Source organism: Actinomyces sp. zg-332, from assembly GCF_011751945.2.
In the GTDB taxonomy this organism is placed as follows: Bacteria; Actinomycetota; Actinomycetes; order Actinomycetales; family Actinomycetaceae; genus ZJ293.
In genome coordinates, this window is the sequence record NZ_CP064951.1 from 340,502 (window position 1) to 366,600 (window position 26,099).

21 protein-coding genes are annotated in these 26,099 nt (G+C 36.3%); 15 read left to right on the forward strand and 6 right to left on the reverse strand.

Translation table 11 applies throughout. From position 1 onward, the window contains the following. The first annotated feature begins 121 nt into the window (after nt 1-121). From HCQ94_RS01290 to tsaD, 11 genes are all read left to right on the forward strand, one after another. The gene (locus HCQ94_RS01290) at nt 122-2,722 is read left to right on the forward strand and encodes an ATP-dependent Clp protease ATP-binding subunit (RefSeq protein ID WP_166981148.1); all 2,601 of its coding nucleotides are present in this window, start codon (nt 122-124) and stop codon (nt 2,720-2,722) included. Between the two features lie 104 nt (nt 2,723-2,826). Continuing rightward, a complete protein-coding gene (locus HCQ94_RS01295; protein WP_166981151.1) occupies nt 2,827-3,636 on the forward strand; it encodes a serine hydrolase domain-containing protein in 810 nt (269 codons plus the stop codon). A 30-nt stretch (nt 3,637-3,666) separates the two neighbouring features. Then, nucleotides 3,667-4,539, forward strand: a complete 873-nt coding sequence (locus HCQ94_RS01300) for an SDR family NAD(P)-dependent oxidoreductase (protein ID WP_166981154.1) — start codon at nt 3,667-3,669, stop codon at nt 4,537-4,539. Between the two features lie 114 nt (nt 4,540-4,653). Beyond that, nucleotides 4,654-5,886: an alanine racemase gene (gene alr / locus HCQ94_RS01305; RefSeq protein ID WP_166981157.1), complete on the forward strand. Its 1,233-nt coding sequence runs from the start codon at nt 4,654-4,656 to the stop codon at nt 5,884-5,886. A 12-nt stretch (nt 5,887-5,898) separates the two neighbouring features. Then, nucleotides 5,899-6,456, forward strand: coding sequence for a tRNA (adenosine(37)-N6)-threonylcarbamoyltransferase complex ATPase subunit type 1 TsaE (tsaE, locus tag HCQ94_RS01310; protein WP_166981160.1), 558 nt, complete (start codon nt 5,899-5,901; stop codon nt 6,454-6,456). A 139-nt stretch (nt 6,457-6,595) separates the two neighbouring features. Beyond that, nucleotides 6,596-7,324 carry a tRNA (adenosine(37)-N6)-threonylcarbamoyltransferase complex dimerization subunit type 1 TsaB gene (tsaB, locus tag HCQ94_RS01315; protein WP_166981163.1) on the forward strand — a complete coding sequence of 243 codons (729 nt, stop codon included), beginning with the start codon at nt 6,596-6,598 and terminating at the stop codon, nt 7,322-7,324. A 73-nt stretch (nt 7,325-7,397) separates the two neighbouring features. Beyond that, a complete protein-coding gene (rimI, locus tag HCQ94_RS01320; RefSeq protein WP_166981166.1) occupies nt 7,398-8,009 on the forward strand; it encodes a ribosomal protein S18-alanine N-acetyltransferase in 612 nt (203 codons plus the stop codon). Nucleotides 8,010-8,387: 378 nt separating this feature from the next. After that, on the forward strand, nt 8,388-9,086 hold the full coding sequence (locus HCQ94_RS01325; protein ID WP_196373616.1) for a succinate dehydrogenase cytochrome b subunit: 699 nt from the start codon (nt 8,388-8,390) through the stop codon (nt 9,084-9,086). 10 nt (nt 9,087-9,096) lie between these two features. Next, nucleotides 9,097-11,067, forward strand: coding sequence for a fumarate reductase/succinate dehydrogenase flavoprotein subunit (locus HCQ94_RS01330; protein ID WP_166981173.1), 1,971 nt, complete (start codon nt 9,097-9,099; stop codon nt 11,065-11,067). Then, nucleotides 11,064-11,807, forward strand: coding sequence for a succinate dehydrogenase/fumarate reductase iron-sulfur subunit (locus HCQ94_RS01335; protein WP_166976948.1), 744 nt, complete (start codon nt 11,064-11,066; stop codon nt 11,805-11,807). Before HCQ94_RS01330 ends, HCQ94_RS01335 begins: the two co-directional genes overlap by 4 nt. 471 nt (nt 11,808-12,278) lie before the next feature. Further along, on the forward strand, nt 12,279-13,322 hold the full coding sequence (gene tsaD / locus HCQ94_RS01340) for a tRNA (adenosine(37)-N6)-threonylcarbamoyltransferase complex transferase subunit TsaD (RefSeq protein WP_166981176.1): 1,044 nt from the start codon (nt 12,279-12,281) through the stop codon (nt 13,320-13,322). Between the two features lie 107 nt (nt 13,323-13,429). On the opposite strand, the gene HCQ94_RS01345 is transcribed toward tsaD, so the two are convergent. Further along, nucleotides 13,430-14,797 carry a THUMP-like domain-containing protein gene (locus HCQ94_RS01345; protein WP_166981179.1) on the reverse strand — a complete coding sequence of 456 codons (1,368 nt, stop codon included), beginning with the start codon at nt 14,795-14,797 and terminating at the stop codon, nt 13,430-13,432. A 189-nt stretch (nt 14,798-14,986) separates the two neighbouring features. Here HCQ94_RS01345 and groES point away from each other — a divergent pair, with 189 nt between their 5' ends. From groES to HCQ94_RS01360, 3 genes are all read left to right on the forward strand, one after another. After that, a complete protein-coding gene (gene groES, locus HCQ94_RS01350) occupies nt 14,987-15,283 on the forward strand; it encodes a co-chaperone GroES (protein WP_166976954.1) in 297 nt (98 codons plus the stop codon). Between the two features lie 85 nt (nt 15,284-15,368). Next, nucleotides 15,369-16,874, forward strand: coding sequence for an IMP dehydrogenase (gene guaB, locus HCQ94_RS01355; RefSeq protein WP_166976956.1), 1,506 nt, complete (start codon nt 15,369-15,371; stop codon nt 16,872-16,874). 318 nt (nt 16,875-17,192) lie between these two features. Next, nucleotides 17,193-17,966, forward strand: a complete 774-nt coding sequence (locus tag HCQ94_RS01360; protein WP_198418106.1) for a CPBP family intramembrane glutamic endopeptidase — start codon at nt 17,193-17,195, stop codon at nt 17,964-17,966. A gap of 1,328 nt (nt 17,967-19,294) precedes the next feature. Here the strand turns inward: HCQ94_RS01360 and HCQ94_RS01365 are convergent. From HCQ94_RS01365 to HCQ94_RS01385, 5 genes are all read right to left on the reverse strand, one after another. Further along, a complete protein-coding gene (locus HCQ94_RS01365) occupies nt 19,295-19,564 on the reverse strand; it encodes a hypothetical protein (protein WP_166981182.1) in 270 nt (89 codons plus the stop codon). Nucleotides 19,565-19,572: 8 nt separating this feature from the next. After that, nucleotides 19,573-20,127, reverse strand: a complete 555-nt coding sequence (locus HCQ94_RS01370) for a phospholipase A2 family protein (protein WP_166981185.1) — start codon at nt 20,125-20,127, stop codon at nt 19,573-19,575. Between the two features lie 644 nt (nt 20,128-20,771). Then, nucleotides 20,772-21,041: a hypothetical protein gene (locus HCQ94_RS01375; RefSeq protein ID WP_166981188.1), complete on the reverse strand. Its 270-nt coding sequence runs from the start codon at nt 21,039-21,041 to the stop codon at nt 20,772-20,774. An 8-nt stretch (nt 21,042-21,049) separates the two neighbouring features. Further along, nucleotides 21,050-21,571, reverse strand: a complete 522-nt coding sequence (locus HCQ94_RS01380; protein WP_166981191.1) for a phospholipase A2 family protein — start codon at nt 21,569-21,571, stop codon at nt 21,050-21,052. A 419-nt stretch (nt 21,572-21,990) separates the two neighbouring features. Next, the gene (locus HCQ94_RS01385) at nt 21,991-22,695 is read right to left on the reverse strand and encodes an exonuclease domain-containing protein (RefSeq protein WP_166981194.1); all 705 of its coding nucleotides are present in this window, start codon (nt 22,693-22,695) and stop codon (nt 21,991-21,993) included. A 221-nt stretch (nt 22,696-22,916) separates the two neighbouring features. Between HCQ94_RS01385 and leuS the strand changes: the two genes are divergently transcribed. Next, a complete protein-coding gene (gene leuS / locus HCQ94_RS01390) occupies nt 22,917-25,799 on the forward strand; it encodes a leucine--tRNA ligase (RefSeq protein WP_166981197.1) in 2,883 nt (960 codons plus the stop codon). Nucleotides 25,800-26,099 lie beyond the last annotated feature (300 nt).

Here is a 26,099-nt window from a genome sequence, read left to right on the forward strand (position 1 = left end):
GTTTTATTTGAATAGAGTTCAAACACTTTCGCTCTAAGATAAAAAAGTAGAAATAAAGTTGAGCGTAGTAGACTCAACTTTATTTTTATGGGAAACTATACTTAGACATTTAGGAGGGAAAATGACTCAAAAACTTACGGTTAAATCGCAAGAGGCACTAGTTGCAGCGATACAAACAGCCTCCGCTGCTAACAATCCTCAAGCTGAACCATTACATTTGTTACAGGCCTTACTTGAGCAAACAGACGGGATAGCAGTTTCGCTATTAAGTTCACTCAATGTTGATGTACAAGCTATTGGTAGAAATATAAGGCAAGAGTTAGTGAATTTACCTACAGCTACAGGAAATACTTCTTCGTCGCAACCTAGTAAAGAATTCTTAGAAATCCTAGATAATGCAGGTAAAGAAGCTAGTGAAAACGGTGATGAATATACTTCAACTGAACACCTACTAATAGCTATTTTACAAAGCAAAACAAAAGCTTCGAAAATTTTAAAAACTTACAAAGTAGAGTTAAACGCTTTGAGAGAAAACTTAAAAATAATGAGAGGTAACACAAAAATTACTACAGCAAATCCAGAAAACACTTTTCAAGCATTAGAAAAGTACAGCACTGATCTAACAGAAGTAGCTAGAAGCGGTAAGCTAGACCCTATAATTGGCAGAGATAGTCAAATTCGCAGGCTAATACAAGTATTATCAAGACGGACTAAAAATAACCCTGTTCTAATAGGTGAACCGGGTGTTGGTAAAACAGCAGTAGTTGAAGGATTAGCCCAAAGAATTGTGGCAGGAGATGTACCTGATAGTTTGAAAAATAGAAAACTTGTTAGTTTAGATTTAACTGCTATGGTTGCTGGGGCAAGTTACAGAGGCGAGTTTGAAGAGAGACTACAAGCAGTTCTAAACGAAATAACAAACAGTGATGGCCAAATAATTACTTTCATAGATGAGCTACACAATGTTGTCGGTACGGGTGCTAACTCTGAAGGATCAATGGACGCATCCAATATGTTGAAACCTATGCTAGCTCGTGGTGAATTGCACTTAATAGGTGCAACTACCCTAGACGAATACAGACAATATATAGAAAAAGATCCGGCTTTGGAGCGAAGATTCCAACAAGTATATGTATCTGAACCAAGTGTTGAAGACACGATTGCAATACTCAGAGGTATCGCACCTAAATATGAAGCTCACCATAAAATTACGATTGCTGATAGTGCTTTAGTATCTGCTGCAACTCTTTCTGATAGATATATAAGTGGTAGGCAACTACCTGATAAAGCTATTGATTTAATAGATGAAGCAGCTTCAAGATTGCGTATGGAGCTAGATTCCTCTCCAGTTGAAATAGATAACTTGCGTCGAACAATTGATAGACTAAAAATTGAAGAAACATACTTATCTCAAACTGAAAATAATGATGAAGCAAGTAAAGAACGACTAGATAAACTACTTGAAGAAATAGCTGGAAAATCAGCACAATTGGCTGAGCTAGAGTCCAAGTGGGAAACACAAAAACACTCGCGTAACCAAATTGGAGACTTACGTGTAAAGCTTGATGAATTGCGTACTCAACTTGATTTAGCTATGCGTGATGGAAACTTAGAATTAGCTGGTAGACTACAAAACTGGCAAATTCCAGCTATCGAACGTGAGATTGAAGCAACTGAGATACATGAACAAGAAAACGAGGTCGCTGATGAAGAACTTCTTGTTGCTGAAAAAGTTGGACCTGTGCAGATTGCTGAAGTTATAGAGGATTGGACTGGTATTCCAACTGGAAAGCTTTTAGCTGGTGAAATGCAAAAGCTCTTAAATATGGAAGATGAAATAGCGCGCAGGTTAGTTGGTCAGACTAAGGCTGTGTCTGCTGTTGCTGATGCTGTTCGTAGAAGTCGTGCTGGAATTTCTGACCCAGATCGCCCAACAGGTTCTTTCATGTTTTTAGGTCCTACAGGTGTGGGTAAGACTGAGCTTGCAAAATCTCTTGCTCAGTTCCTATTTGATGATGAACACGCAATGGTACGTATTGATATGAGTGAATACTCTGACAAGCACTCTGTCTCTAGACTAGTTGGTTCTCCTCCTGGATACGTGGGATATGAAGAGGGTGGACAGCTAACTGAAGCTGTTCGTCGAAGACCGTATAGCGTGATATTGCTAGATGAAGTGGAAAAAGCTCACCCTGAGATTTTCAACATATTCTTGCAAGTGCTTGATGATGGAAGATTGACTGATGGACAAGGCCGTACAGTTGACTTCACTAACACTATTTTAATTTTGACTTCAAATCTAGGTACTCCGATTATTATTGATGAGCAGATACCAGAAGAGAAAAAACCAGACGCTATTATGCAAATTGTGCAAGCTAATTTTAAACCTGAGTTCTTGAATAGATTAGACGAAGTGCTGATTTTTGAACCTTTGTCTCAGGAAGATCTAAGCAGGATTGTTGATTTACAGCTACAAAAGATAATGGATAGGCTAAAATCACGACGCATTAAGATAAAGGTTGATGACAAGGCTAAGCAATTCTTAATAGCCAGAGGATATGACAAAGCATACGGCGCTAGACCGCTAAAGCGTCTAATCCAGAAAGAAATTGGGGATAAACTGGCTAAAGAGATTTTGAGTAATACTGTTAAAGATGGAGATAGCCTAGATATTAGTTATCGAGAAGAAAGTGATAGCCTAGAAATCACATCTAATAATTAAAACCATAATCAAAGCTATATAAGAAAGTGTGTAACAATCTTATATAGCTTTGATTTTATAAGATATAATTAAGACGTTATTTTAGCGTATATTTTAAGAGTAAAATGCAAGAATTTAGCTTTGAAGTAGCCTATGAAACTGGAAAATTGGGTGAAGTTACATATAGCTTTGGTGATACTAAAAAGGAGTTTCCATTAGCTTCTGTCACCAAGCTTTTTACTACTTATTTAACTTTAATTCAGGTTAATAAAAACCTTTTAACACTAGAAGATAGACTCTTGCCAAATAATGCGACTGTTGCTGACTTATTAGCACATACTAGCGGATTAGCTTTTGACAAATATGAATTCATACACAATTTACGTGAATACAGGCAATACTCAAATATTGGAATGGAAATTATTGGAGAGTATTTAACAGATATTACAGGTATAGAGTACGAGGAATTGCTTATAAAAGAAATAGTTGAGCCTTTGGATTTAGACTGTTTTGTTTTTAAAGATGAGAAAAAACCTTCTAAAGATGGTTGGGCTACTTTGAAAGATTTACGCAAATTCGCTCAAGAGTTATTAAACCCAACTTTAATACCTAGAAAACTCTTAGAAAAGGCTTGTACACAATATTTGTTCTTACCGGGAATTTATTTAAACACTATGTTAGAAATTGATGACCATGCTTGGGGCTTAGGATTTGAACTCAAGGGGAGTAAAACTAACCATTGGATGGGAAATCTTTCTTCTAAACGTAGCTTTGGTCATTTTGGCAGTGCAGGCTCGTATCTCTTTATAGATCTTGATAAGCAAACCTACAATATTTTTCTTGGAGAAAAGAAATACAACATTGAACATAGACAAAAGTGGAATAAACTAAATGATGAATTATCAGCTAAACACAATATAAGCAATGAAAACTAATAATTTGAAACTATAGAGACAAGGATAAGCATGACGTGTAAAGACGAAATTCTTCCAAACGAAATAGACAGAGTACGTGGTGAAAATCTTTTGAACTTGAATAGGCGAATTTTTGACCCTAAAACACGTATTGGCACAGCTTTAGTTACAGGAGCTTCAAGTGGGATAGGGGAAGAATTTTGTTGGCAAATAGCCTCCAGAGGTCATAACGTAGTTTTAGTTGCTAGGAATGAAGAAAAGCTACAAAGACTTGCTGAAGATATCCATCAGATTATGGGAGTGCAAACGCAGGTGATAGTTGCAGATTTATCTCAGCAAAAAGATATAGACAAAGTTATAAAACGCTTGAAAGATACAGAAAACCCTATAGATTTGCTCGTAAATAATGCTGGATTTGCTATAGCTCAGCCTTTTGTAGATGGGGATTTAGATAGAGAGATTTATGGTCTGAAAGTATTAGTAGAAACCACTCTTAAGCTAAGTCATGCTGCTGTGCATTCTATGAAGAAGAGGAAGAGGGGAGCCATAATAAATGTTGCTTCCGTTGCAGCTTTTAGCGCTATGGGTACTTATGCTTCAGCAAAATCTTGGGTTGTAACTTTTACTAAGTCACTGGCAACTGAAGTTCAAGCTCATGGTATTTATGTTTCAGCTTTATGTCCTGGATTAGTGCGTACCAACTTTCATAATGCTCCTAGTATAAAAGATGCAAGATGGCCAAAGTATTTGTGGTGTAATGTTGAAGAAGTGGTTGAAGATTCGCTTGAAGGACTAAATAGAGGCAAAGTTATCGTTGTGCCTAATTGGAAATACAAAGTAGCTTACTTTTTAATGAAATTTGCTCCTGAAAAAGCTGTTCGTAAATTTGCTGGGCACTCATCTTCTTCAAATGCACAGTTCTAAAAGTAATATATTTAGGAAAACATTAAGATGTGTGAAATATTTGCGATTGTACTACCTAACGGATAATTCTAGTATTAGTATTGTACAAGGTATTAAAAGAATTGAAGGTGTGTCATGGACGAAGCAATAGTTGAAAAAATTATTGATTTATCAGCTTTTAAAAATAACTTTGATGTTATAAAAAAATATCTCGATGGCACTATGATTTTATCTGTTTTGAAAGCTGATGCTTATGGTCATGGAATGAAAGAGCTGGCTATTCCTTCACTTGAAAATGGAGCTAGTTTTTTGGCTGTGGCAACTACTGGTGAAGCTCTTGTTTTGCGTAAATACCTAGATGAGCAGAACATAGCACGCCCACTTTATGCCCAAAAACCGGATAAGAATAATCCTCGTTTGCTTTGCTGGACTTACGATCCAGATACTGACTTACAGGAAGTAATTTTAGGTGATATTGATATAGCGATTTCGAACACAAAACAGCTTCAACAAGTCATTTGTGCTTTGGAAAAGGTGAATTTGGCTGAGGAACTATCTGTCCCTAAAAAAACTGAAGTTGTGGGAAATGAATCTGAAAAAGTTTTCCAGAAAAAAGCTTATGTGCATATTAAAGTTGACACTGGTATGTCTAGAATCGGTGTTCAGATACAAGACTTACCTCACCTTGTTAAAGAGATAAAACGACATGACAATATAGTTGCAACTGGTCTTTTTTCACACCTTGCCTGTGCTGATGAATTAGAATCAGATTACACGAACTATCAGAGAAATATTTTTGAAGAAGCAATAAGTATTTGTGAAGATAATAACTTACATATTCCGTACAAGCATTTAGCTGCATCCTCGGGAATTTTATTTCACCCGGATACACACTATGACATGGTGCGTGCTGGAATAATTATGTATGGACTGACTCCAAATATACAAATAGCAACGGGTAAACAACTAGGGTTAAAACCAGTGATGAGCCTAGAAACAAAAGTTATTCAAGTCAAAAAGTTTGTTGCTGGTACAAAAATTTCTTATGGTGGAACTTATACTCTTGATAAAGATAGTTATGTGGCTGTAGTGCCTTTCGGATATGCTGACGGTATGCCTAGGATATTATCAAATAATACTGAAGTAGAAATTAATGGGAAAACTTATCCTCAAGTTGGACGTATATGCATGGATCAATTTATGGTAAATTTGGGAGACAATTTAGATAATATTGCGGCAGGAGCAACTGTTAAAATTATCGGTGATTTAGTAACTGCTGATGATTTAGCTGCAAATGCACAAACTATTAACTATGAGATAGTTACAAAAATAAATGGACGTATAAAAACTGTTTATCTGAATAAGTAGTGTAGGTAAGATATGAGTGAACAAGCTGAGAATAATTCTTTTAGATATGTAGTAAATGAAGTTGAAGAAACTCAAGCTATTGCGAAAAATTTATCACATAAATTACGCTTTGGTGACTTAATTATGCTTTCTGGAGATTTAGGGGCTGGGAAAACTACTTTTACTCAAGGATTGGGTATTGGACTGAATGTACGTGGACAAGTTTCTTCACCTACCTTTATTGTAGCTAGAGCACACCCTTCTTTGGTTGATGGCCCTAATTTGATACACGTTGACGCTTATAGAATTACTTCACTGGATGATTTAGAGACTTTAGATTTAGATTCATCTATTGATGAGGCAGTTACAGTGGTTGAATGGGGAGATGGAAAAGTTGAAGGATTATCTCAGTCACGTCTAGAAATAAAAATTATTAGGCAAATTGGTGAGTATTCTAAGGGGAATTCTAAAACTTTGGACTTACATGAAAATGTCGTAGATTTAACTGATGTAGACGAAGGTAAGAGAGAAATAATCATTACTCCTATTGGACCTCGATGGGAAAACGAAACTTTGGACTCTTTACTTTAGTATATAGCTGCAGTTAATTTGTGAAGTTAATGTTTTTTTGTATTGCACAGTGCTTTGTTCACTTTTTATTATTAATAACCAAATATGCCACGTTTTTTATAATATAATTACTGATAGATTAACAAGTTTTAGGTGAGTTATGCGTTATTTATGTATCGATACTTCTAATGGAGCTAGTGTATCCATTGTGGATTTTGATGGCCAAAGTATGCAAGTGCTTTCTGATAAAAAAATGGATAACCCTAGAATGCATGGAGAAAAGCTCGCAGTTTTACTATCTGAAGTATTGCTGGAATTAGGTGCGGATAATATCGCTGAAGCCAATATTGATCGTGTGGTTTGTGGCACGGGACCTGCCCCTTTTACTGGTTTAAGAGCTGGTTTGGTTACTGCTAGGGTGGCTGCTTTTACAGCTGGAGTTCCATTATTAGGGATATGTAGTTTAGATGTCTTGGCTTTGCAAGGTTTTGATTTTGCTATTGAACATGAATTATTTGGATTAGATGAGACAGCAAAAGGTAAGCCAGCTGTATTTGTGGCAACGGATGCTAGACGTAAAGAAATATACTCTGGCTTGTATATTGCTAATGGCGAAAATGACGTGAAAGCTTTTGATGATGTTAGTGTGGATTTGCCTGAATCTGTATCATCTAGATTTGATAAATATGGCGAATTAGACATAGTGAATGTTGGTCAAGGTGCTTATAAGTATTCCGGGCATTTTGCGTTAAATGAACTTGCTCCTCTATATGTGGAATCTAAGAATATGGCTAGGATAGCTTACTTACGTGAAATAAATGGTATCGATATGACTAGTAGTGAACCTATGTATTTACGCCGTCCTGATGTGCAAGAACCTAATAAATAGAAGCTTGTTTTATCGTTGTTTCAAATTGTATGAGATATTTATAGCTGATGATGTGAATAGGGCAAGTGGATAAATGTATAACTTTGTTTTTAAAGTCTTAGGCGAGGCTGATGTAGATAGTTTTTACGCCGGGGAACATAAAGTTTTCGGTAGCTTTGAAGCATGGTCAAAGACTAATTGCCTCAGTGAATTAACTAGCTCAGATCGTTACTATATAGGTTTATATGCAGTTGAAAGTACTGAACTAAAAACTGAAAGTACATCCCTTATAAAAAGTGAAATTGCAGAAAAATATAAGCAAAACTATGGGTATACTATTGTTGATTCTAAGTTTTTGGAAGAGGAAAATTACAATACTTGTGAATTAGTTGCTTGGGCGGGTATTACTACTTTCAATGACAGCGATTTAATGACAATAGCTGTTTTGGACTCTTACCGAGGAATGGGGCTAGCAACTTATTTACTAGAAGAACTACTAGAAAAAGCTCGTTCCTTAAAATTGAGGACAATGTTCTTAGAAGTTCGTGAGAGTAATGATGGTGCTATTCATATTTACGAAAAATTAGGTTTCAAAAAAATTGGTAAAAGAAAAAATTATTACAAATCTCCGTTAGAAAATGCTGTAATTATGGAATGTGCTATCAACAAAATAGGTGTAGTCGGAGCAGAAATACTCTCTAACTGACTGTCCAGCAAAACTTTATAATTTTGTTATATCGTTAGCAAATATCGTAATGTATGTATTTTAATGCTTTGTGTAACTGAGCATATAATTTGCTGACAGTTGATTTTAAATATTATAAATTTGTTTATTTTCTACTCATCATAAAATTTTTATGCATAAAATACTCATTTCTAATTTTAATAATAACGCTATTGCGTAAATGTATTTAAAAATGATTTTATTTTCTCTAGATACACTTTGTAAACGAGAATATTTCATTTTAAAACCACTCATAAAAGCGTTGATATATCAGTATTTTCTTAGGGATTTTATATTTAAATTTTTCTTATTTTAAAGTTTATATGTAAATTTTTCCTTAAAAAGGTATAGGCTTATATTGTGAAAGAAAAAAAGAGTATTTTTAAAAACAGAGCTTGGACTACCAGTGTTTTTATGAAACAAATAATGGCAGTCACAGGTTTATTTTTGGCGTTTTTTGTTGTCATGCATGCTTATGGTAACTTGAAAATGTTTGAAGGCAAGCAAGCTTACGATGGTTATGCTGAACACTTACGTACTATTGGTGAACCAATTTTACCTCATGAAGGTATGCTGTGGATTTTGAGAGTTGCTTTGCTATTAGCTGTGCTTTTGCACGTTAGCTGTGCTATGCATTTGACTATAAAATCAAAGAAGGCACGTTCATCTAAATACGTTGTGAAAAAGAATATTGCTAATACCTATGCTGCTCATACTATGCGTATAGGTGGCACTTTCTTAGTCCTGTTCATAATCTTCCATATACTACACTTTACAACTTTACATATTGAATTAGGTGGTAGTTACGCAAATACTACACCTTATATGCGTATGATTATGTCTTTCCAAGAATGGTATGTTTGGATTATATATTTACTAGCTTTAATTTTCTTATCACTTCACGTATGGCATGGTGTGGCTTCTGCATTACAAAGCTTAGGATTTAACAGACGTAATATGCAATCAATTATTCGTGCTATTGCTACATTGGTTGCCTTGGCATTATTTACTGCTTTTATGGCGCCACCTACTGCTATTTTGCTAGGTTTTATTCAATAAGGTGGTCAAAATGGATAAAGAATTGAATGACTTAGTTGATGGAACATACTATTTGGGAGATAAGATTGCTGACACTAAGGCTCCTATGGATGTTCCTATTGACAAACGCTGGGAAAGACGCAAGTTCAACGCTCGTCTAGTCAACCCAGCTAACCGCAGAAAGCTCAACATTATAGTCGTTGGGACAGGACTTGCTGGTGGGGCTGCTTCAGCAACGCTTGGAGAAGCAGGGTATAACGTAAAAGTATTTTTCTATCAGGACTCAGCAAGGCGTGCGCATTCTATTGCTGCACAAGGTGGTATAAATGCTGCTAAGAACTACAGAAACGATAATGACTCTGTATATAGACTTTTTTATGACACAGTAAAAGGTGGAGACTATAGAGCTAGGGAAAATAACGTTTACCGTCTAGCAGAAGTTAGCGCTAACATAATTGATCAATGTGTTGCTCAAGGGGTTCCTTTTGCTCGTGAATACGGAGGACTGCTGGATAACCGATCATTTGGTGGAGTTCAGGTTTCTCGCACATTTTATGCGCGCGGACAAACTGGTCAGCAACTCTTGATAGGCGCTTATCAAGCTTTACAGCGACAAGTTAGTGCTGGAACAGTAAAATCATATAACCGTCATGAAATGGTTGAATTGCTTGTAATCGATGGCAAAGCTAGGGGTATTATTGCTAGAGATATGGTTACAGGTGAATTAGAAGTACACACAGCTGACGCAGTTGTTTTAGCTAGTGGTGGGTATTCAAATGTATTCTTCCTATCTACTAATGCTATGGGGTGTAATGCTACAGCTATTTGGCGTGCTCACAGAAAAGGAGCATACTTTGCCAACCCTTGCTACACACAAATTCACCCAACGTGTATTCCAGTTTCTGGGGACTATCAATCTAAACTAACTTTGATGAGTGAATCTTTGAGAAACGATGGACGTATATGGGTTCCTAAGAAAGCTGAAGATTGCTCAAAAGATCCACGTGACATTCCTGAAGAAGACCGTGACTACTATCTAGAACGCATATATCCAGCTTTCGGTAATTTAGTTCCACGCGATATTGCTTCACGCCAAGCTAAAAATGTGTGTGATGAAGGTCGAGGAGTAGGACCTGCTGGTCGTGGAGTATACCTTGACTTTGCTGAAGCAATTGAACGCATGGGACGAGATAAAGTAAGCGAAAAATACGGGAACTTATTCGATATGTATGAGCGTATTACTGGTGAAAATCCTTACGAAGTTCCAATGCGTATTTATCCTGCTGTGCATTATACAATGGGTGGGCTATGGGTAGATTATGATTTACAGTCTTCCATTCCTGGACTATTTGTAGCGGGTGAAGCTAATTTCTCGGACCATGGTGCTAACCGATTAGGAGCGTCTGCTCTAATGCAAGGTTTAGCTGACGGATACTTTGTGCTACCTAATACAATAAATGATTATTTAGCTGGTGGTCCTTTTGAAAAGATAGATGAGAACCATCCTGAAGTTACTAAAGCACTATTTGAGGCTCAAGATAAGTTCGATAAGCTAATTTCTATAGATGGAAATAGGTCTGCTGATTCTTTCCATAAAGAATTAGGGCAAATTATGTGGGAATACTGCGGTATGGAACGCACTGATGCTGGGCTAAGGAAAGCTATAGAAAAAATCCGTGAATTACGTCAAGAGTTTTGGACTAATATCAAAGTTCCAGGTGGTAAAAACGAGTTAAATCAGTCTCTAGAAAAAGCTGGACGTGTTGGGGATTTCCTAGAACTTGCTGAGTTAATGTGTATAGATGCTTTACACCGTAAAGAATCGTGCGGAGGTCACTTTAGGGCAGAGTCTCAAACTGAAGAGGGCGAAGCTTTACGTCATGATGATGAATATACTTATGTCGCTGCTTGGGAATTTGGAGGAGAAAATAAGCCTCCAGTCCTACATAAGGAAGATTTAATTTATAAGGATATTGAGTTGAAACAACGGAGTTACAAGTGAATATTACATTGAGAATATGGAGGCAGGCTTCTCCTAAAGACAAAGGTGCTATTCACGAATATGAATTACGTGGAATAAATGAGCATATGTCTTTCTTGGAAATGCTTGACGTTTTGAATGAAGAACTGTTTGTGCGTGGGCAAGAACCTGTTGCTTTTGACTCTGATTGTCGCGAAGGCATTTGTGGGCAATGTGGTGTTGTAATCAATGGTTATGCACATGGTCCAGAACGTACTACTACGTGTCAGTTGCATATGCGTCACTTTAAAGACGGAGACTGTATAACCATCGAACCATGGCGCGCAAAAGGGTTTCCTATAATTAAGGACCTAATTGTAGACCGTAGTGCTTTAGATCGTATTGTGCAAGCAGGAGGTTACATTAGCGTAAACACAGGTTCAGCTCCAGACGCACATTCTATTCCTGTCCCTAAAGAAAATGCAGATCGAGCTTTTGAAGCAGCAGCTTGTATTGGTTGTGGAGCTTGTGTAGCAGCGTGTCCTAATGCTTCAGCTATGCTTTTCACAGCAGCAAAAATTACGCATTTAGGACTACTTCCACAAGGAAGGGTCGAGAACTTAGATCGTGTAGTAAATATGCTAAATGTCCACGATCAAGAGGGATTTGGCTCTTGTACTAACTTTGGTGAATGTGCTGCTGTATGTCCTAAATCAGTTCCGCTAGAAACTATAGCTAATCTGAATAGACAACTAGCGAAAGCAGCCATAAAAGGTAAATAGTTTTAGTGGGGTATTTTTAGCAAATGCCCCATTTATACTTTTCGTATTTTATTTAGATATGTTATTTCATTTTTAGTGCTTATTGGTTTATATCTAGGTTTATTGTTTCTTCTTTAATATAAAATAAACTTCTAAGTTTATACTATTTATAAAATGTGGGTTGTAGTGTTTTTATGCAAGTAAACTATAAGTTTATAATCGTAATATACAATAAGGATATAGTACATTGAACGATGTAAATATGTTCATATAACAACTACAACAACTGTAAATTCAAAATATTTTCAGTGGTTTTGCTAGTTAGCTATATCGCAAAAACTTACTGTTGTTTTATAAAAGAGCTGTTATAGAGAAAAAGTAGAAATAAGAATATAATTGACAGGTAAAATTATTTGAGATTTTATCGAAATTTCTTATAGATTTTGCATTTTTGACACTTTTCAAAAATTGATGTGAAGATAGGTGAAATTCGTGAGTGAGCCTTTAGTATTGGGAATCGAATCTACTTGTGACGAGACTGGTGTAGCATTAGTTCGAGGTAGAACTTTACTCACGGATGTAACTGCTTCATCAATGAACGAACACGCTAGGTACGGGGGAATTATCCCGGAAATTGCTTCAAGAGCTCACTTGGAGTCGTTTTTACCCACTCTGGAAGCTGTTTTGGAAAAAACAGGTGTTGATTTATCTGAAGTTGACGCTATTGCTTGTGCTGCTGGTCCTGGTTTAGTTGGTTCTTTAACTGTGGGAATTTCAGCTGCTAAAACTTTAGCTGTTGCTTTAAATAAGCCGATTTATGGGGTAAATCACGTTATTGGTCATTTATGCGTCGATGAGCTAGTTGATGGGCCTTTCCCTGATAAATTCATAGGTTTGATTGTCTCTGGTGGACATTCTAATCTTTTGTTAGTTAATAATATTGCTAATGATATCGTTGAGCTTGGTGGGACTTTAGATGATGCTGCTGGTGAGGCCTTTGACAAAGTTGGTAGGCTTTTAGGTTTGCCATATCCTGCAGGTCCACACGTAGATCGTTTGAGCCAGAGTGGGGATAAGCAAGCTATTATATTCCCTCGGGGTTTACATGCTGGTAAGGATAAGGAACGCCACCGTTTTAACTTCTCTTTCTCTGGTCTGAAAACAGCTGTTGCACGCTATGTTGAGGGCTTGAGAGAAAGTGGTAGCGAAATTTGCGTTGAGGATATTTGTGCTAGTTTCAGTGAATCAATTAACGATTCATTGACATCAAAAGCAGTTGCGGCGTGCCTAGAATTTGGCTGCGACACGATCGTTGTTGGTGGGGGATATTCAGCTAATTCTCGCCTGCGAGAGCTACTTACCGAAAGAGCTGGGCAAGCTGGTATAACTGTGCGCATGCCTCCTTTACGTTTTTGTACAGATAACGGCGCACAAATTGCAAGTCTAGGCTCTGCATTGGTGCGTGCAGGGGGCGCTCCTTCTGGTTTAGAATTTGGTCCTGACTCTTCGATGCCTTTGACTCAGCCTTGTATGTAGTGCATTTATATTTTCAAAGGTAAGCTCGTTAAGAATGCTTAAAATGCTTGAAAACACTAGGGAATAGGTAAAACATTTATAAACTCCCAACGAGTAATTAGTAAGTATTATATTTGTTTTGCAAGTAAAGCGATGTGCTTAGAATCGTATCTTGTAAGAAATATTGTACTTTTTTCTTTTCCTTTGAGTTTTAGTCCTTTTCGTAAGATATCAGGTGAGATGTCGGTGCCTCGTTTTTTGATTTCTAAGCTACCTATATTGTGTTGCTGTAATAATTCGTTGATTTTCTTCGTTTTCAGGTTGCAATAGTCTATTATTTCCCACTGTTTTATTAGGGGAAGTATATCAGTGTTTTTGCAGGTTTCTTGAGTTACTAGGTAGGAAATATTGTCACTAATTAACTTTCCATTTATTTTATTAGCGACCCAGCTTAGACCGTTTGCTCTAAGTATTGCAGGATCTACCTCGGTTATGTATAAGTTTTTAGCAATTGGCAAGTCGGTTGTTTCTACTTCTTGCGATGGACCAGTGGAGTTGTTGTCGAAGCTATGAGTCTTAGAGTATGTAACTTTGTTGTATTTATCTGTCTTTATTACGGTTGCTGTTTTGCCAGTGTGGTTTTTCAAGTCTCCAAACCATATGCTTGCTTCTACTAATTCTCCGTTTATGCTTAGCCAGTTAGTTTCGCTATCTGGGTGTAAAAATTTATAGTCTATTCCTGGAGCAATTTTTGCTCCTACATTCGGGCAGTGTTTAATCCAACCGTATATTGTGTCTAAAGAAGGGGACCAATCAGCAGGATTCATTAGTCTTTTGCCGTTTTTACGTCTAGCAGGATCTGCGTAAACAGCAGTAAAATTTTCTTTTTCAAAGTCTATACTGTTGATGTCTTCATTTCTAACTTCTGCAAAATCATAGTGTCGTAAATTATGTTTTGCTATTTCAAATACTTCTTCTTCTAATTCGTATGCTTTTATTGAAAACAGATTTTCTTTTGTACTAGATTGCGTTTGTGCTGTTTCTTGTTTGTCATTTATTACTTTTTTACGTTCTAAATAAGCATTACATAGCCCTATAGTATCTATTGCGACTCCGCAGCCTAGGTCACCTATTTTCTCGGGAGCAGATTTTATGAATCGTTTAGCGTGTATTTTGGATATTATGTATCTGGTAGATTGTTCGAGTGAAGTTCTTAGAAATAAAACATTTTTAAGTTCTTCACCGTGTTTTATGAAAGCTTGTTTTTGTAAGTCTAGTTGTGTAAGTACTGCAGATACTATTTCAGCTCCATAGGTTTTACGTAAAGTTTGTATTTGGGCTGGAGGTATAAAACTTGATGCTAAAAGTTTAGGGTTATATATGCTTTCAGATATTTTGTTATTTTCTTTGTTGGATAAGAAGAATTGTGTTTGTTCTAACAGTAATTTTTCATACAATTCTTGTGCTTTAGGGGCTAGTAAAATGTTTTTACTCATTTTTTCTCAATGTGATTAATAGGACAGTTAATATATTTTACAATATTGGCACTCGCATTGCTTGAGTGCTAATTTTTAGTGTAGAATATCTCTTGAGTGAGTTAATTCTCATAGGTCACAGTTTTTGTTATCCGCGACTGCAAAAGTTGTGATAGGTAATGCAAGTTTATTAAGGAAAGGGGAGCCGAAGTGTCGGTTTCCATTAAACCACTAGAAGATCGTGTTGTGCTACAGCAGGTCAAGGCAGAAAAAGTTACATCATCAGGTCTAGTTATTCCTGATGCTGCAACAGAAAAACCAAACGAAGGTGTTGTAGTTGCAGTAGGTCCAGGTCGCCTAGACGAAAAGGGCAACCGCCTACCAGTTGACGTAAAAGTTGGCGACGTAGTTATTTACTCAAAGTTCGGTGGAACAGAAGTAAAGTATGACGGTGAAGAATACCTAATTATGGGTGTTAGTGATCTAGTCGCTATTGTCGAACACTAATAAAATTTTTTCCCTCACTCTTATGGGTGGGGGAAATTTTTTTAAATAAATTGAGAAAATCTCAAACATAATGTAATGTTTATATATGCAAGAACATGATCCATTCTCTTTGACAGGGCTAACCTATGATGACGTCCTGCTATTACCTGAATTGACTGACGTTGTTCCATCGGAAGTAATTACTAAAACACGTCTTACTAAGAAAATATCACTAAACATCCCTATGCTTTCAGCTGCCATGGACACTGTTACGGAAGCAGGTATGGCTATTGCTATGGCTCGTCAGGGTGGAATTGGTATTTTACATCGCAACTTATCCATCGAAGAACAAGCTGAACAGGTTCGCCAAGTTAAAAGATCAGAATCTGGTATGGTCTCTGATCCGGTAACTGTTACACCTGATGCAACTATTGAAGAACTTGATACTTTGTGTGGTAAATACCGTGTATCAGGCTTGCCAGTAGTTGATGAAAATAACAAGTTATTAGGTATCATTACTAACCGTGATTTACGTTTTGTTCCAACTGATCAGTGGAGCACAAAGAAAGTAAGCGAATGTATGACACCAATGCCACTTATTACTGGTGGAGTTGGTATCTCACGCGAAGAAGCAAAGAGTTTGCTTGCTTGTAACAGGATTGAAAAACTGCCAATTGTTGACGATGAAGGTCAGTTGCGTGGTTTGATAACTGTTAAAGACTTTGTTAAGACTGAAAAGTATCCTAATGCTACTAAAGACTCAAAGGGACGCCTAGTAGTTGGCGCTGCTATCGGTTATTGGGGAGATGCTTGGGAACGTGCAGTAGCTCTTGTTGAAGCTGGTGTAGATGTCCTCGTTTGTGATACTGCTAATGCTGGAGCTCAACTAGCTCTAGATATGATTCGCAGGATGAAGAATGACCCATTCTTTGATGGCGTAGAAATTATTGGTGGTAACGTTGCCACAACTGAAGGTGCTCAAGCTTTGATTGATGCTGGTGCTGACGCTGTTAAAGTTGGTGTTGGTCCAGGCTCTATTTGTACTACTCGTGTTGTCGCTGGTATCGGTGTGCCACAGCTGACTGCTGTGCATTTGGCTGCCAAGGCTTGTACTCCAGCGAATGTGCCTCTAATTGCTGATGGTGGTTTGCAGTATTCTGGTGATATTGCTAAGGCTTTGGTTGCTGGTGCTGATACTGTCATGCTAGGTTCTCTTCTTGCTGGTTGTGAGGAATCTCCAGGTCAACTAGTATTTATGAACGGTAAGCAGTACAAGAAATATCGCGGTATGGGTAGTATTGGTGCTATGTCATCTCGCGGTCGTAAGTCTTATTCTAAAGATCGTTATTTCCAAGCTGATATTACTTCTGATGATAAGATTGTTCCAGAGGGTATTGAGGGACAAGTTCCTTATTCAGGTAGCTTAGGTGCAGTAATATACCAGCTAGTTGGCGGTTTGCATCAATCAATGTTCTACATTGGTGCTCATAATATTGAGGAATTGAAAAAGCGTGGACGTTTCGTACGTATCACACCTGCTGGTTTGAAAGAAAGCCATCCTCATGATGTTCAGATGATAGTTGAAGCACCTAACTATGCGTCTAAGAGCTAAAATTTTTCTCAAAAAGGTGGGATAATATCCCACCTTTTTGATTTTAAATAAAAAGTATCTTTAAAAATGGAATCCTTTTAATAGCATAATATATTGATAATAGTATGTTTTCAGATAGTGATATAATTAGGATTATGTAAAAGAGCGTTTGTTTATTAAGAACAGTCTTTTCTTAATAAACAGTTTGCTAATTTTGGGAGTGAGGGAAGGCTTTTATAAATATTATTGCAATATTTATTAGTCTTCTTATTGGCATATTGCTCAATTTATCTTTAGATGAATACTATAAAATTAACTGAGTTATTTAAAGGAAAAGTTATGGAAAAGGGTAGCGATCTGGAGCGTGCGTTAAAACTCTCACTTTTTGTTGTACCAGCAGCCTTAATTGGTGGATATTTTACTGCTGTTGAACTATTACATACACAATCTCAAGATGCACAGAAAATTTTGCTTTCTAAAGCTGGCGGTTATGTTGCCTATCTTGTAACTGTTACTTTGCAGACTACAATTATGGCTTTTATATGCGGTGTAATCGGATACTTTATATCTAATCGTATAGGGTTGATGAAACCATTTGTTTTAGAGAAAGCAAAGCTTGTAAATACAATTTTTGTTGCTTTGGGATGTGGTATTTTCTTCAGTTCAGATTATTGGATTTTCGGTAGTTATTATCCAATTATTCAAACTACTTATAATGCGTTATCTGTGAATAGGATTTTATCTGAAATATTTTATGGTGGCGTAGTTGAAGAAATAATGATACGTTTGTTTTTGATGTCATTAGTAGCTTTAGTGATTTGGAAGCTTTTTTACAAGAAAGTATCAAAAGAAGAAATTCCTGTTAAAGTGTTTTTTATAGCTAATTTTATTACTGCGTTGCTGTTTGCACTGGGTCACTTACCAGCTACTGTGCTTCTGTTCGGTAGTATTACGCCTGTATTATTATTACGTTGTTTGTTTTATAACGGTTGTTTTGGATTAGTTTTCGGTGTGATATACCAAAAGTACGGTATTCAATATGCAATTATTACGCATATTGGTTGTCACATTGTTGCAAATATTATTTGGGTTATAGCTTCTGTTTTAACATAAATTTTCTATGGTTTTATTGGATTTAAAAACATAAATTAGTGTTTACAACCTCATGCTTTACTGTATGTGAAATGTGAGGTTGTATTTTTGTGCATTAAAGATAGCAAGGTAATGTGTATATTATATTGGCTTGCCAGTCTAATAGTTTATCTTATTAGTATAAGGTGAAATGTCTGTATATGGATAAGTCTTAAAAAGGAAGTGGTGCGAAGGTTATGGGGGGCTTCGCACCACATGGAGTGATTGTGCAACAAAGCATATAAATACTAGGGAGAGTGGTACGGAATTATGGGGATTCCGTACCACATGGAGTGATTGTGCAATCAAGGTTTTAAAAATTGTTACTAATACTCTATGGAGTAGCTGCCCATTTCCTGCAAGGAGATTATTGTATGTCGCGTTTAGTACTACCGTATTGATGTCAATGTTTTATTAGTCCGTATAAATATGTTATAGCTCAAGGGATTATGGGGTTTGGTGGTAATGGGTATGCATGAGAAGTAATATGATACTAGTGATAGAGAAAATTTAGATGAAACATCTACTTTCAGCTTTGAATCTTTATCTCTATCTAAATTAGTGTCAGTTACTTCTACATTTAGCAACTTCGTACGTACTGGTAATAATTATATTACCCATAAGTAAAGCTTACAAAAAAATTTACTTTATTTTAGCTAAAGATATTATTAATATTCAGTAAATGGATTGTGTAGAATGTAAATACTATATTTACTAGGTTAGTATTGTGTAATATTTTCTATATTTAAACTTAATGTGAAGATTTTAGAAGATAGTCTTTTTCTGTTTTGCTAGTGAAATAATTTATAAAAACTTTCTCTTCAAAAACATAGATATAAAGCCATTTTTGTATTTTTTAGCTAACTCTTTTATAAGAGAATATAGTTTAAGTTTAATAGGCTTTATAGTTTATTTATAGAGGTGTAATAGTCTTGGTTTTATATTACAAGTTGTTATAAACGGACACTTACCTCTTGTATTTAAAATGTGAATTTTGCTTGCTATTTATTAGGATAATAGATATTTATATGTGAACTTGCGTAATTTTGTCTACTTTTATACTTAAAACTTTTTAAAAATAATGTTTATGCCACGATAATTTCTTTATTATATTTGTAAAATTCTCTGTGATACTCGTTTATGAACTTGAATATTTTGTAGCTTTATTGGGGAATAGATATTTATTATAAAAATTAAATTGGATTATTAGATAGTATTGAGAGTTTTTATTTTGTTACTTTTTGAGTTTTTAAAAGGGAGTGGTACAAAGTCTGAAAACTTCACACCACTTATTAGAGTGATTGTATAACTTATGGTTTGAATCCTGTAAGAACTTCTACTACATACCATGTTATTGCAAACATGAATGGTATTAGCATGTGTATTATGCTGAGTAGGGCAAAAGCGCCATTCTTTTTGTATAGAGACCAAATTAGTAGTATTCCACCTATTGCTAGAGCGTATATATCACCAATATACGACACATCGTTCATCAAGGATACTATATGTAAAGAAAAGCATACAAATAAGGATAAGGTAGTCAGTGATAGTTGAAGTGTATTGTTTTTGTTTTCAGACATTTTGACTCCTAACCAAATACTGCTATCGCTGCTTTTATATATAGTCGTTTGAATGGGTTTTGAGCATGTGGTAGTATTCGTTGTAATGTGGCTACAAAATCCCTGTCACACTTTTTGTTGCCGTATCCGTGTCGTCCGTAGCATCTGTCATGTGATCGGCAGGCTGTGTCTAAGTCGTCTACAGGTGCTTCTGGTCCTGAATTTCTTGGTCCGCAATAGCGTCCATAGTTCGCTAGAGGGAAACCACCTCTGTCCTTTATTCCTGCTTCAGCTAGTACTTTTGTATTATATAGTTCTGCAGATACTAGGAAGTCTGATGAAGCTTTATCTTCTCGGGCTTTATCTGTATCGATTACTTTTACATTTATATATGTTTTTAAATATGGTTCAGCTATTTTTTCAAACTGTTCAATTGTGGCTGTGTTATTACTATATTGAGTAATATCTATATCTTTTGCGTTTGCTACTTCTACGGAACTAAATAAAATAAAGCTTAGTAACAGTAATAGTGACGTTGTTTTCTTTAACGTAGTGGACTCTTTTCTAAAATATATGGTAGGCACTCCATTGTGCCTATACGCTCATACTATCTTGTCTTTAGGATAAAGGCGATAAATAGCTTTTGTATGGAATAACTTTAGTGTTAAAGATTTACGAATAGCACTATTTTGAGCAATCTTTCTTTACTTAAACTGATTAGTGTGTGGTAGAGCATTTCGGCAATATGAAATATCTAATGGTGCTGTTGTTTGGGACTGTATTTTCTTAGAAGAAGGAGTTTCAGAATATTGAGCAAAGGTATTTTCTTGAAAAAGCGTGGAAAATTTACTTGATGTCTATATGCTTTTGTTTGGGAGCAGTTTTGTGTAGAGAAATGGAAATGAGTTATTAGACTTCTTATTAGATAAATTTTAGGTATTTTTAGGTGAGTTGAGATAGCTTTAGTTTTTTGGTTAGGTTAGCAAACTTTGTGGCTTTAATTTTATTTTTAAGAGTTAGTGTTTTAATGTCTATTTGTTTTCTGCTTTTTGCAAAATGCTTATTAACAAGTTATGTGTTGAATGAGATATTTGAAGCTTTCATGTAGGTTTGGTTTTATAGGTAGTGGGTTAGAAGACTTTATTTTTAGATTTTTGTTGTTAGTTTTTAAAAGGAAGTGGTGTAAAGCTTGGAGACTTCACACCACTTATTAGAGTGATTGTATAATTTATGGTTTGAATCCTGTAAGAAGCGCTACTGTATGCCATGTTATTGTAAACATGAATGGTATTAGCATGTGTATTATGCTGAGTAGGGCAAAAGCGCCATTCTTTTTGTATAGAGACCAGATTAGTAGTCCTCCACCTATGACTAATGCATATATTTCACCGATATACGACACGCCTTTCATCGTAGAAATTAAGTGTAGTAAATAACATGCTAGCAAGGATAGTGATATTACTACTAGTTGGAGTATATCGCTTTTCTTTTCGGACATTTTGATTCCTATCCGAAGATTGCTAAAGCAGCTTCTATGTATAGTCGTTTATACGTATTAGTTGCATGTGGTAGTAGTCGTCGTAGTGTTGCTACAAAATCCCTGTCGCATTGTGAATTGAAATATCCGTGTCGTCCGTAGCATCTGTCATGTGAGCGGCAAGCTGTGTCTAAGTCGTCTATAGGTTGTCCTGGACCGGAATTTCCTGGACCACAATACTTTCCGTAGTTTATTAGAGGGAATCCACCTTTATCTTTTATTCCTGCTTCAGCTAGTACTTTTGTGTTGTATAATTCTGCAGATATTAGGAAGTCTGATGAGGCTTTGTCTTCTCGGGCTTTATCTGTGTCGATTACTTTTACATTTATATATGTTTTTAGATACGGTTGAGCTAGTTTTTCAAATTGCTCAATCGTAGATGTATTATTACTATAATGACTTATATTTATATCTTCTGCATTTGCTATTCCTGCGTAACCAAAAAACACTAAGCCAAAAAGTAATAGTGATGATAATATTTTTTTAAACATTTTGACTCCTTTTGCGTGAGTAATAGTTTTACTATTACACTTACTAATACTCGTCACTGAGTATTAGTTTTCTTGATTGTAATATTCCAAAGGTAGAGTTGGCAAAAATATTTGCTTTATTTTAGCTAAATGTTTCGTTAAGATTTGATAAATTGGTTTGCTTGTTGTAAGTGTAATTTTTACTAAGTAGATGATTCTTTAATGAAACCTATATAAAAGTGTAATTTATATTATTGACTAAAAGACCTTATGAAAAACAAAGGTAAGTTTATAAAATAATATTACGGAACCTTATAACATCAAGGAATAAAGCCAAAGTGCTGAAACCCCACTAATTATATAGTGAGGAGAAATCAGCCTAGAATCATAAAAATATTTGCAGACTAAAAATTAAAAGTAACAAAAATCAGAAATAAGTGTTACATTTTTACTGGCCATACACCTGATACATTGGCTGGTTTTCCAGATTTAGCTAACCAAGAATTATATCCCTCAGCCCAGTTTTTATATGCATCTTTTTGCCAGCTATGTAGTTCTTCAGCAGAAAAAGTATCTAGTACAGGGTGCTTATCAAAAATTTTATCTAAAACTTCTAGCATTACTTCAGTGTCAACCTGTGCATCATGTAGCGCATCACGTTGAGTTACTCCATAAAAATTCATCATCGATTCCAGCGTACGCTTTCCTCTGCGATATTTATCTACGGCACGGTCAATCACCAAAGGATCAAGGACATTGTAAACATCTTCACCAAGGATATCTTCAATAGTTTCAAGCCCCGCTGAGCGCAAATTATTATGCAAAATACTCAAATCAAAGTTAGCGTTGAAAATAACAATAGGGATATCGTCCTTTATGGCGGCAATTAAAGTATCACGTATTTCTAGTAAAACATCATTTAAAGGACGCCCATGTTCTCTAGCATACTCAGTGGTAATACCATTTACAGCGCTGGCTTGTGGAGAAATTTCGATACCTGGATCTGCAAGCCAATTATGAACCCTCTGTGCGTTTTTTGAAGAAAAATCGTAGAAAACTAGAGCAGCAGTTACAATCTTATCCTCATAGTAATTAACACCAGTTGTCTCAGTATCAAAACCCACAAAAAGTTCTTTATCTAACATGAATTCTCGCTAACATATAAAATACAATACCTCCATTATAGAACAAATAAATAAATCTGGAAGATAATACCTTCTTGAATACGCGTAAACTAGGACTATTACATATAAAGATAAAAGTATATAAAGCATAAAATCTTGAACAAATACTACAAACTCAAAAGGAAACTAGCGTATAATGAACGGGTAAAATAATCAAATACACATTTATAACGAGGAGAAAAATGTCTGAGCCTAATAACGATATGTTTGCTTATCGTTACACAGTCGAAAAAGCAAATGAGATTGAAAAATATTGGCAAGATAAATGGGAAAACGATGGCACATATAATGCTGATAATCCGGTCGGAAATCTCAAAGGCTCAAAGGCGGAAAAAGAACGTTTCTATCTCCTCGATATGTTCCCGTTTCCATCTGGTAAAGGCTTACACGTAGGACACCCACTAGGCTACATTGCAACAGATGTTGTTGGACGCTATCAACGTATGCGTGGTAAAAACGTTCTACATACTTTGGGATATGACGCATTCGGGTTACCTGCTGAACAATATGCTGTGCAAACTGGTCAACACCCAAGACTTACTACTGAAGAAAATATTGCAAATATGCAACGTCAGTTACGTCAACTTGGTTTGGGACACGATCAAAGACGCGTAATATCAACCACAGATGATGAATACGTGAAATGGACGCAATGGGTATTCTTGAAGATTTTTAACGCTTTTTATGATCCACAAGCCACACGTCATGATGGTAAAAAAGGTAGTGCTAGACCAATTAGCGAGCTAGTTGAAGAATATACAAGTGGTATTAGAAAGCCTGAAAATGGCAAAGAATGGGCAGAACTTACAAAAGCTGAACAAAATGAAATTATTGATTCTTACCGTTTAGCTTATGTATCTCATGCTCCAGTCAACTGGTGTCCAGGGCTAGGAACAGTTTTAGCCAACGAAGAAGTAACTGCTGATGGTAAGAGTGAACGCGGTAATTTCCCAGTGTTCAAATCAGCACTACGCCAATGGATGATGAGAATTACAGCTTATGGAGACCGCTTAGTAGAGGACTTAGACCTAATTGATTGGCCAGAAAAAGTCCGTTCAATGCAAAGGAACTGGATAGGTAAATCCACTGGAGCTACAGTAACATTTGAAGTTGACAAGCAAGGAGTAAAAACTCCACTAGAAGTCTATACAACCCGTCCAGATACACTATTTGGTGCCTCTTTCATGGTAGTTGCTCCTGACCATCCTATTTTGACTGATGAATCAGGAAACCTAGATCTTCCAATGAGCTGGCCTGAAGGCACAAAACAGCCTTGGACTAACGGATATACTACACCAGCGCAAGCCCTTGAAAAATATCGTCAAGAAACCCTAAATAAGACAGATATTGAACGCTCAGATGAGTCACGCCAAAAAACAGGTATTTTTACAGGCTATTATGCAACTAACCCACTAAATGGTGAACAAATACCAGTTTTTGCTGCTGACTACGTATTAATGGGCTACGGAACTGGTGCTATTATGGCTGTTCCAGCACATGATGAACGTGACTTTGAATTTGCTACTAAATTTGAGCTACCTATCAAAAACACTATTCAAGTGCCTGAAAATCACCCAAGTGACCAAGCTTGGACAGGTGAAGGTATAGTAGTCAACTCTGCTAATGCAGAAATTGATCTAAACGGTTTGGATAAAGAAAGTGCTAAAGCTAAAGTAATTGCTTATTTAGAAGAAAAAAACATAGGTAAAGCAACAGTAACCTACCGTTTACGTGACTGGCTATTTTCTCGTCAACGTTATTGGGGTGAACCATTCCCAGTAGTTTACGATGAAGAAGGACAAGTTCACAGCCTACCTGAGTCAATGCTACCAGTTACCCTACCAGAAATTGACAACTTCTTACCACGCACATTTGATCCACAAGACGCCGACTCTAAACCTGAGCCACCTTTAGGTAGAGCCAAAGAATGGATTCAAGTTGAACTAGACTTAGGTGATGGTGTAAAGACATATTATAGAGATATGAACACTATGCCTAACTGGGCAGGATCATGCTGGTACGAACTACGCTATCTAGACCCACAAAACGATGAAGAACTAGTTGCTAGCGAGAACGAAAAGTACTGGATGGGACCACACGGAACAAATATTTCAGGTGGTGCTGACCTTTATGTTGGTGGCGTTGAACACGCTGTTTTGCACCTACTATATTCACGTTTCTGGCATAAAGTTTTGTATGATTTGGGATACGTTTCTTCATGCGAACCGTTCCACAAGTTATTCAACCAAGGATATGTTCAAGCCTATGCTTATACTGACTCTAGGGGACAATACGTTCCAGCTGATGAAGTTGAAGGTGATGAGCAAAATGGATTTACATATAGAGGTGAACCTGTAAACCGTGAATACGGCAAGATGGGTAAGTCTCTAAAGAATATTGTTACTCCTGATGATATGTGTAAACAGTATGGGGCTGACACATTCCGTGTCTACGAAATGTCAATGGGACCTTTAGATGTTTCTCGTCCTTGGGATACAAGAGCAGTTGTTGGAGCACAGCGTTTCTTACAGCGTTTGTGGAGGAATATTGTCGATGAAAACACTGATGAGCTACTTGTTGTTGATGAACAGCCAGATGACAAGACTGCTCGTTTGATGGCACGTACAATTGCTGATGTCACTCAAGAATACGACAATATGCGTGTGAATACTGCAATTGCTAAAGCTATCGTCTTGAACAATCACTTGACAGCTTACGATGTTATTCCACGTGTAGCTGCTGAAACTTTGGTTAAGATTATTGCTCCAGTAGCTCCTCATATTGCTGAAGAATTGTGGAGTAAGCTAGGACATGATGAAAGCGTGGTTTATGCACAGTTCCCAGTTGCTGACGAATCTAAGCTAGTTGAAGATAGTGTTACTTGTATCATTCAAATAGCTGGTAAATTGAGAGGAAAAATTGAGGTTTCTCCTTCAATTGATCCTAAAGATTTGGAAGAACTGGTACTTTCTAATGAAGTTGTTGTGAAGCACTTAGAGGGTAAAGAACCAATGAAAGTTATTGTGCGTGCACCTAAATTGGTAAATGTTGTGCCAGGTAAATAAGCTTTTATTTGTGTATATTTACTTTTATAAAAGGTCATGTATATAACAGTTATCTAACTAATAGGTCGGGGTTTACTTGCTCCGACCTAGTTTTATTTAATTAGTTTTTGAATGTGAACATTTGTGTCTAAGTTTATAGCATTTATTGAACGCGCTTTTATTAGTTGTGTATTGAGTTTATTGATGTACGAATGAAAATATTTGTAGCTTTGCATAATTTGTTTAGCTATGTTGAAAATAATCCACAGATAGTTAGTTATCCACATTTTATAAATTTTTTAATATTTGTATTCCACAATG

Excerpts from the sequence above, each read along its gene's own strand:
- HCQ94_RS01290 (WP_166981148.1), top strand. The coding sequence starts at position 122 with ATGACTCAAAAACTTACGGTTAAATCGCAAGAGGCACTAGTTGCAGCG.
- HCQ94_RS01295 (WP_166981151.1), top strand. The coding sequence starts at position 2,827 with ATGCAAGAATTTAGCTTTGAAGTAGCCTATGAAACTGGAAAATTGGGT.
- HCQ94_RS01300 (WP_166981154.1), top strand. The coding sequence starts at position 3,667 with ATGACGTGTAAAGACGAAATTCTTCCAAACGAAATAGACAGAGTACGT.
- alr (WP_166981157.1), top strand. The coding sequence starts at position 4,654 with ATGGACGAAGCAATAGTTGAAAAAATTATTGATTTATCAGCTTTTAAA.
- tsaE (WP_166981160.1), top strand. The coding sequence starts at position 5,899 with ATGAGTGAACAAGCTGAGAATAATTCTTTTAGATATGTAGTAAATGAA.
- tsaB (WP_166981163.1), top strand. The coding sequence starts at position 6,596 with ATGCGTTATTTATGTATCGATACTTCTAATGGAGCTAGTGTATCCATT.
- rimI (WP_166981166.1), top strand. The coding sequence starts at position 7,398 with ATGTATAACTTTGTTTTTAAAGTCTTAGGCGAGGCTGATGTAGATAGT.
- HCQ94_RS01330 (WP_166981173.1), top strand. The coding sequence starts at position 9,097 with ATGGATAAAGAATTGAATGACTTAGTTGATGGAACATACTATTTGGGA.
- HCQ94_RS01345 (WP_166981179.1), bottom strand. The coding sequence starts at position 14,797 with ATGAGTAAAAACATTTTACTAGCCCCTAAAGCACAAGAATTGTATGAA.
- guaB (WP_166976956.1), top strand. The coding sequence starts at position 15,369 with ATGCAAGAACATGATCCATTCTCTTTGACAGGGCTAACCTATGATGAC.
- HCQ94_RS01360 (WP_198418106.1), top strand. The coding sequence starts at position 17,193 with ATGGAAAAGGGTAGCGATCTGGAGCGTGCGTTAAAACTCTCACTTTTT.
- HCQ94_RS01365 (WP_166981182.1), bottom strand. The coding sequence starts at position 19,564 with ATGTCTGAAAACAAAAACAATACACTTCAACTATCACTGACTACCTTA.
- HCQ94_RS01375 (WP_166981188.1), bottom strand. The coding sequence starts at position 21,041 with ATGTCCGAAAAGAAAAGCGATATACTCCAACTAGTAGTAATATCACTA.
- HCQ94_RS01380 (WP_166981191.1), bottom strand. The coding sequence starts at position 21,571 with ATGTTTAAAAAAATATTATCATCACTATTACTTTTTGGCTTAGTGTTT.
- HCQ94_RS01385 (WP_166981194.1), bottom strand. The coding sequence starts at position 22,695 with ATGTTAGATAAAGAACTTTTTGTGGGTTTTGATACTGAGACAACTGGT.
- leuS (WP_166981197.1), top strand. The coding sequence starts at position 22,917 with ATGTCTGAGCCTAATAACGATATGTTTGCTTATCGTTACACAGTCGAA.